This window comes from Hydrogenophaga sp. (assembly GCF_030656115.1).
In the GTDB taxonomy this organism is placed as follows: Bacteria; Pseudomonadota; Gammaproteobacteria; order Burkholderiales; family Burkholderiaceae_C; genus Hydrogenophaga.
Genome location: NZ_JAUSOO010000127.1, coordinates 1 through 5880 on the forward strand (window position 1 = coordinate 1; position 5880 = coordinate 5880).

The 5880-nt window shown below is 66.1% G+C and carries 6 protein-coding genes, 1 pseudogene and 1 riboswitch; of the genes and pseudogenes, 3 read left to right on the forward strand and 4 right to left on the reverse strand.

Annotated elements, in window-relative coordinates; genetic code table 11:
* Positions 1-194, reverse strand: a pseudogene (locus Q7J58_RS16000) (hypothetical protein); the annotation flags it as partial.
* Positions 195-280: 86 nt separating this feature from the next.
* Between Q7J58_RS16000 and Q7J58_RS16005 the strand changes: the two are divergent.
* Positions 281-1108 carry a ParA family protein gene (locus Q7J58_RS16005; protein WP_304830216.1) on the forward strand — a complete coding sequence of 276 codons (828 nt, stop codon included), beginning with the start codon at positions 281-283 and terminating at the stop codon, positions 1106-1108.
* A 28-nt stretch (positions 1109-1136) separates the two neighbouring features.
* Here the strand turns inward: Q7J58_RS16005 and Q7J58_RS16010 are convergent, their stop codons facing one another.
* The gene (locus Q7J58_RS16010) at positions 1137-1523 is read right to left on the reverse strand and encodes a hypothetical protein (protein WP_304830218.1); all 387 of its coding nucleotides are present in this window, start codon (positions 1521-1523) and stop codon (positions 1137-1139) included.
* A gap of 146 nt (positions 1524-1669) precedes the next feature.
* Here Q7J58_RS16010 and Q7J58_RS16015 point away from each other — a divergent pair, with 146 nt between their 5' ends.
* Positions 1670-2773 carry a YeeE/YedE family protein gene (locus Q7J58_RS16015; protein WP_304830220.1) on the forward strand — a complete coding sequence of 368 codons (1104 nt, stop codon included), beginning with the start codon at positions 1670-1672 and terminating at the stop codon, positions 2771-2773.
* On the opposite strand, the gene Q7J58_RS16020 is transcribed toward Q7J58_RS16015, so the two are convergent.
* Both Q7J58_RS16020 and Q7J58_RS16025 read right to left on the reverse strand, forming a co-directional pair.
* On the reverse strand, positions 2756-3997 hold the full coding sequence (locus Q7J58_RS16020) for an MFS transporter (protein ID WP_304830222.1): 1242 nt from the start codon (positions 3995-3997) through the stop codon (positions 2756-2758). The genes Q7J58_RS16015 and Q7J58_RS16020 overlap by 18 nt on opposite strands.
* On the reverse strand, positions 3994-4806 hold the full coding sequence (locus tag Q7J58_RS16025) for an HAD-IIB family hydrolase (protein WP_304830224.1): 813 nt from the start codon (positions 4804-4806) through the stop codon (positions 3994-3996). Before Q7J58_RS16025 ends, Q7J58_RS16020 begins: the two co-directional genes overlap by 4 nt.
* Before the next feature lie 65 nt (positions 4807-4871).
* A riboswitch (S-adenosyl-L-homocysteine riboswitch) is annotated at positions 4872-4958 on the forward strand.
* Positions 4959-5032: 74 nt separating this feature from the next.
* On the opposite strand from Q7J58_RS16025, the gene Q7J58_RS16030 reads away from it, so the two are divergent.
* Positions 5033-5880, forward strand: an 848-nt coding sequence (locus Q7J58_RS16030) for an adenosylhomocysteinase (protein WP_304830226.1), incomplete at its 3' end; no start/stop codon positions are given.

The window sequence follows — 5880 nt, forward strand, 5'->3', positions numbered from 1 at the left end:
TCTTGGGTCAGTTGGTTGTCGTGCAGCCAATGGATCAGGAACTCATGCCCAATACCGCCCGCCTGCTCGGTGGCCAGATGGCGCAGGTTGTCCGTACCCATGTCGATGGCATCGTCAACCCACACCACCGAGGTGCCACACCTGTCCCGTTTGGCTTGGGCAAACAGGGCGGCATCTTGCAATGGCTTGAACAAACGGGGGTCTTAATCCAGCCAGACAGGTTGCGTGTTAATCGCATGTGCGGATTGACGCGCCGTTGAAGGCGCCATAGTCTGAGCGCATGGGCACCCTCGCAATCGTCAGCCGCAAAGGCGGCAGTGGAAAAAGCACGCTGGCCACCAACCTGGCGTCGTACCTGGCACGCCGCAACGAATCGGTGACGCTGGGCGATCTGGACCACCAGCAGTCGATGCGTGTGTGGTTGTCGCGCCGGCCGTCGGCGGCACCCCGCATCGTGGGCTGGGTGGGTGATTCGGGTGGGCTCGCCCGCCCGCTCATCGGAACGCAGCACCTCATTCTTGATACGCCGGGCGGGTTGCACGGGCTGGGTCTGGCCAAGGTGGTGATGGCGGTTGATGCCATTGTGCTGCCCGTGGCTGGGTCGGTTTTTGACCGCGAATCGGCCTCGGATTGTTGGAACGAGTTGCGTGCACACCCCAAAGTCGCCTCGGGGCGGTGCCGGGTGGCCGCCTTGGGCATGCGGCTCGATGGCCGCACGGGCGCGGGTGAAGTCACCGAGGATTGGGCGGCCAGCGTCGGTCTGCCTTACATCGGTGCGCTGCGTGCCGCGCAGGTCTATGTGCGTGCGGTGGAGAACGGCATCAGCATTTTTGACATGCCCGAAACGGTGACCCAAGCCGACCGTTTGCAGTGGTTGCCCATTTTGGACTGGGTTGAACCGGTGTTTGGCCAAGGCTTGGACGCCGGTGCCTCGTTAGATACTGCACAGGCTGCGGCCAAGGTCATTCCGTTGCGCCCGATCACTGCAGCCAAAGCCACCACCGTGGCGGCGGCAACTGGCAACGCAAACCCGGTGGGTGACAGCGGCGCAGGCAGCGGCCCGCTGTGGTCGCGCTGGTTGCCCGGGTTTCTGACGCGGCGGCGCTGAACGGGCTTATCCAGCGCGCTCAACGGGTTCAGCGCCAGGCCAGCCACGCCACAGCCAGCACCAGCGCCGCCGTACCCCACAGCAGCATGCGGGTGCGCAGCCGCAGCACTTCCACCGCACTCACCAGGCGTGCGTTTTGTTCGGCCAGTTCGGCCAGCGTCTGGGTGAGTTGTTCTTGCATCTCGGCCTGGCGGTCCAGCTGCACCTGGGCGGCGATCAGCCGGTTTTTGAGCTCACCCAGGCTGGGCAGGGCTTCGCTCACCAAGTCGGCGGTGGTGGTGGTGGTCACGGCGGGCGCGGGTTCGGTGCGCTGGCGGTCCATGAGCTTGCGCGCTGCGTTGAGCACCTTGGGCGCGTGTTCAATCACGTCGCCCCATGGAATGACTTTGAGGGCCAGCAGCCAGGGAATGGCCATGGAGCGATCCTTTCGGGGTTCAGGGAAATGCCGGGTTGGAGCTTACCCGGTTGAAAACGTTGCATGGTGTTTGTTGAAGATCAACCCGACCGGTGTGGTGCGGCGTAACATCCGCCAATACGCATATACAAATAACTGGAGCCGCGATGGACTGGACAGGCTGGATTGAAAGCCGGGGCGAACCTGCCGTGCTGGCTGTGTTGGGCCTGTTGGTGGGGCTGGGTTTCGGCTTTTTTGCCCAGCGCTCGCGTTTTTGCCTGCGCGCGGCCGTCATCGAGTTCTGGCACGGAAAGTTTGGCGACAAGCTGGCGGTGTGGTTGTTGGCGTTTGCCACGGCGGTGGTGGGCGTGCAGTTGCTGGTGGTGTCGGGTGGGCTGGACGTGAGCACGGCCCGGCAGCTGTCGGCGCAGGGCAGCTTGTCGGGAGCCCTGCTGGGGGGCCTGATTTTTGGCGTTGGCATGGTCATGACGCGCGGTTGCGCCAGCCGCTTGTTGGTGCTGTCGGCCAACGGCAACTTGCGGGCCTTGCTGTCGGGGCTGATTTTTGCCGTGGTGGCCCAGGCTTCGCTGGGCGGCGTGTTGGCACCGCTGCGCGAGACCATGGCCAGTTGGTGGGTGGTGGACGGTGGCCCCGCGCGCAGTGTGTTGGCGCTGGTGGGCGCAGGCCCGTGGGACGGGCTGGTGTTTGCGGCGGTGTGGCTGATCACGGCGCTGTTTTTTGCACACCACAGCGGCTGGAGTTTCTGGAAATGGGCGGGTGGTATCGGCACCGGGCTGATGGTGGCCCTGGCCTGGGCCGGCACCTACCAGGTGATGGCGAACTCGTTTGAGCCGGTGCAGATTCAGGGCCTCACTTTCAGCGGCCCGTCGGCCGAGTGGCTGATGCGGGTGCTGAGCGAACCCGGCGAGCCATGGACCTTTGGCCTGGGGCTCATGCCGGGTGTGTTTCTGGGCTCTTTGGTGGGTGCGCTGGTGGGCGGCGACTGGAAGCTGGAGGGTTTTGGCGGCAGCTACACCATGCCGCGCTACATCGTTGGCGCGGTGCTCATGGGCTTTGGTTCCATGCTGGCCGGGGGCTGCGCGGTGGGTGCTGGCATGACCGGCGGCGCCATCTTCGCGGTGACCGCCTGGTTGACGCTGCTGGGCATGTGGGTGGGTGGCGGCCTGGCTGACCGAGTGCTGGACCGCCCCCAGCCGCATTTGGCTGAGCCGACGACGGTGGTGTCGGCCACCTCATCGACCGCGCCCTGACCCCCGCCACAGCAGCCAGCAGCCCACGCTGGCCACGCCCATGAGCAGTGCCGGGAAGCCCAGCGTGGGCGCCCATTGCAGCGCGGCGGCGCCCAAGGCAGGTGCCAGCACACCCCCCAAGGTGTATGACAGCACCAGCACCGCCGTGCTGTTGACCAGGGTAATACCCTCTTCGCGGGAGCCGATGTCAATCATCACCATGGTGTAGAGGCAGCCGCCCGCACCACCCCACAAGAACGCCACGGGCGCGGCCAGCCACGGCAGGCCTGCGACAAACGGGATCACCAGGGTAGCGACCAGCGTGATGCCGGCGCAGGCCTTCATGATCAGGTGCCGTGCGGCAAATTCGTCGCCAAAGCGCTGTTGCGGGTGGTGTGCCAACCGGTCGGCCAGCACCCCGGCGGGCAGCATGGTGAGTGCGCTGCCCAGGCCGCTGCTGGCCACCAGCAGGGCTGCGGCCGCGGCACCCAGGCCCAGCGCCAGGCCATAGAGCGGCAAAATGGACGTGATACCGCTCTCAAAGAAACCGCCGATGAACCCGATGGCCATGGTCAGCGGGTGGGCCAGGAACGCGTGCCACACGCCGTCCAGTCCAATGCGTGCGCTGTGCGCGTCGGCGGCGGCTGGCAGGCGCGGAATGGCCAGGCTCCAGCCCAGCCCCACGCCCATGAGCCCCAGCGCCAGCCAGACCGCTGCGCTGTGGTCGGCGCCCACCCAGGCCAGCAGCGCGGGGCCGATGACAAAGGTGGTGCCGACCATGGTTTCAAAAATGCCGATGGTGCGACCCCGCTGGCCGGGCGGTGCAAACTCGGCCACCACCGCCTCGGCCAGCACCCAGCGCAGGCCTGACGCCATGCCGCCCACCAGGTTGAACGCAAACCAGGCGGGCAAGGCGGCGGTGGACAGAAAGCCGACCGTCGTCAACACGGGCACCGTGGCAGCCAGCCAGAGCGTGGGGCGGCGGCCCAGGCGCTGCGTGATGGCCGATGCAAACGGGGTCATCAAAAAAATGCCCAGCCAGCCCGTGGCGGCAAACAGGCCCACCACCGCCGTCGACACGCCGTCGCCATGGAGCCGCAAGACCAGGAACGGGGTGAGCATGAAATAGCCCACCAGTTCGAAGAAGGTGGAGCCAAAGATGGCGTACAGGCCCAGACGGGGTGGTACCGCATCGCTGCTGGGGCGGTCAGCTTCGGGCCCGGGTGGCAGCGGGCGCTCGCTCATGCGGGCCTCCAGGCGGCCAGCAGCGTGTCCACCACCTGGGCAAACCCGGCGCCGCGCTCGCTGGGCGTCACATAGCGGGGCCGGTGTGCAAGCTGGTTCCAGAACCGCGCCACATTGGCCACGCCCACGCTGTTCGCCAAGTGGCCAAACATGCGTGCATCGTTGGTGGAGTCGCCGACGTACACCCAGCGGTCCAGTTCGTTGTCCAGCTCGCGGTTCAGTTGTGTGCGCACGATCCAGCGGGCACCCGCCAGCTTGTCGTGTTCCCCGATCCAGCCGTTGATGTGGATGGAGCTGACCGTGGCGTTGAGTCCGTGGCTTTGCATCAGACGCACCACCCGCTGGATGTCGGCGTCGGGCAGGTGGTGGTGCTCGCTGTGGTCAATGGCGATGTCGGTTTCGCGCCCTGCGCTGTCTTGCGCCAGGCGGGCGTGGGGCAGTTCGGCCAATATCTGCGCGGCCACCGCTTGCAGCCGCTGGTGGTTGGCGTGGCGTGTGGCGGCGTCTTGCAGGTAGTCGCGGCGCAGTGGCCCGGCAGGGCTGCGCCACAAGGCCACGGCGCCGTTTTCTGCCACGATGGCGTTCACCGGCCAGGCCAGCGCAAAGGGCTCGCTCCAGCCCGCCGGCCGCCCGGTGATGGCGAACACCGGCAGGCCCGCTGCCCGCAAGCGGTGCAAGGCGTGCAACGCGTCGGGCGTGATGGCGCCCTCGGTGGTCAGGGTGTCGTCGATGTCGGTCAGCACGCCGAGAATGTGCTGGCGCGCCGCGGCGGGCCAGTGGGAAAGCGGTGTTGGGGCAAGCTCGGTCATGGTGGCGTGGCAGTTTCGCACACCCATGCGACAGCAGGCCTGAGCGGGCTGCGCTAGAATCCTCGCATCCGAGGAGCGTTGCAGCGCACCCCTGACCCCTGGTCAGCGCGGGGCGTGAGGCTCGGAAATCCATGCAACGACGCTCATCCACCTTCGGTGCGATGGGCTTTTTTTTGCCCATTCGTCGCGCCCAAGGGGGTCAACCCAACCACCACTGGAGCGAAACATGAACGCACGCATTCCCACCACCGTCAACGCCGACTGCGTTATTGCCGACATCGGCCTGGCCGACTGGGGCCGCAAAGAAATCAAGATCGCCGAGACCGAAATGCCCGGCCTGATGGCCATCCGCGAAGAGTTCGCGGCCAAGCAGCCCCTGAAGGGCGCGCGCATCACCGGCTCGCTGCACATGACCATTCAAACGGCGGTGCTGATCGAGACCCTGCAAGCCTTGGGCGCGCAGGTGCGCTGGGCGTCTTGCAACATTTTCTCGACGCAAGACCACGCCGCCGCGGCCATTGCCGCCGCCGGTACGCCGGTGTTCGCCACCAAGGGCGAAACGCTGACCGACTACTGGGACTACACCCACCGCATTTTTGACTTTGGCGCCGCAGGTACCGAAGGCGAAGGCCCCAACATGATCCTGGACGATGGCGGCGATGCCACGCTGCTCATGCACCTGGGCAAGCGTGCCGAAAAAGACGCCAGCCTGCTGGACCACCCCACCAGTGAAGAAGAAACCTGTCTGTACGCCGCCATCAAGGCCAAGCTGGCCGAAGACGCTACCTGGTACAGCCGCAAGAGCGCGCAAATCATTGGCGTGACCGAAGAGACCACCACCGGCGTGCTGCGCCTGAACGAGATGAGCGTCAAGGGCACGCTCATGTTCCGCGCCATCAACGTCAACGACTCGGTGACCAAGAGCAAGTTTGACAACCTGTACGGCTGCCGCGAGTCGCTGGTCGACTCCATCAAGCGCGCCACCGACGTGATGATTGCCGGCAAAGTGGCCGTGGTGGCCGGTTATGGCGACGTGGGCAAGGGCTCGGCCCAGGCTATGCGCGCTCTGAGCGC

What these genes read in the sequence shown, in the direction of transcription:
- Q7J58_RS16005 (WP_304830216.1), top strand. Translation starts at nt 281, where the DNA reads ATGGGCACCCTCGCAATCGTCAGCCGCAAAGGCGGCAGTGGAAAAAGC.
- Q7J58_RS16020 (WP_304830222.1), bottom strand. Translation starts at nt 3,997, where the DNA reads ATGAGCGAGCGCCCGCTGCCACCCGGGCCCGAAGCTGACCGCCCCAGC.
- Q7J58_RS16010 (WP_304830218.1), bottom strand. Translation starts at nt 1,523, where the DNA reads ATGGCCATTCCCTGGCTGCTGGCCCTCAAAGTCATTCCATGGGGCGAC.
- Q7J58_RS16025 (WP_304830224.1), bottom strand. Translation starts at nt 4,806, where the DNA reads ATGACCGAGCTTGCCCCAACACCGCTTTCCCACTGGCCCGCCGCGGCG.
- Q7J58_RS16015 (WP_304830220.1), top strand. Translation starts at nt 1,670, where the DNA reads ATGGACTGGACAGGCTGGATTGAAAGCCGGGGCGAACCTGCCGTGCTG.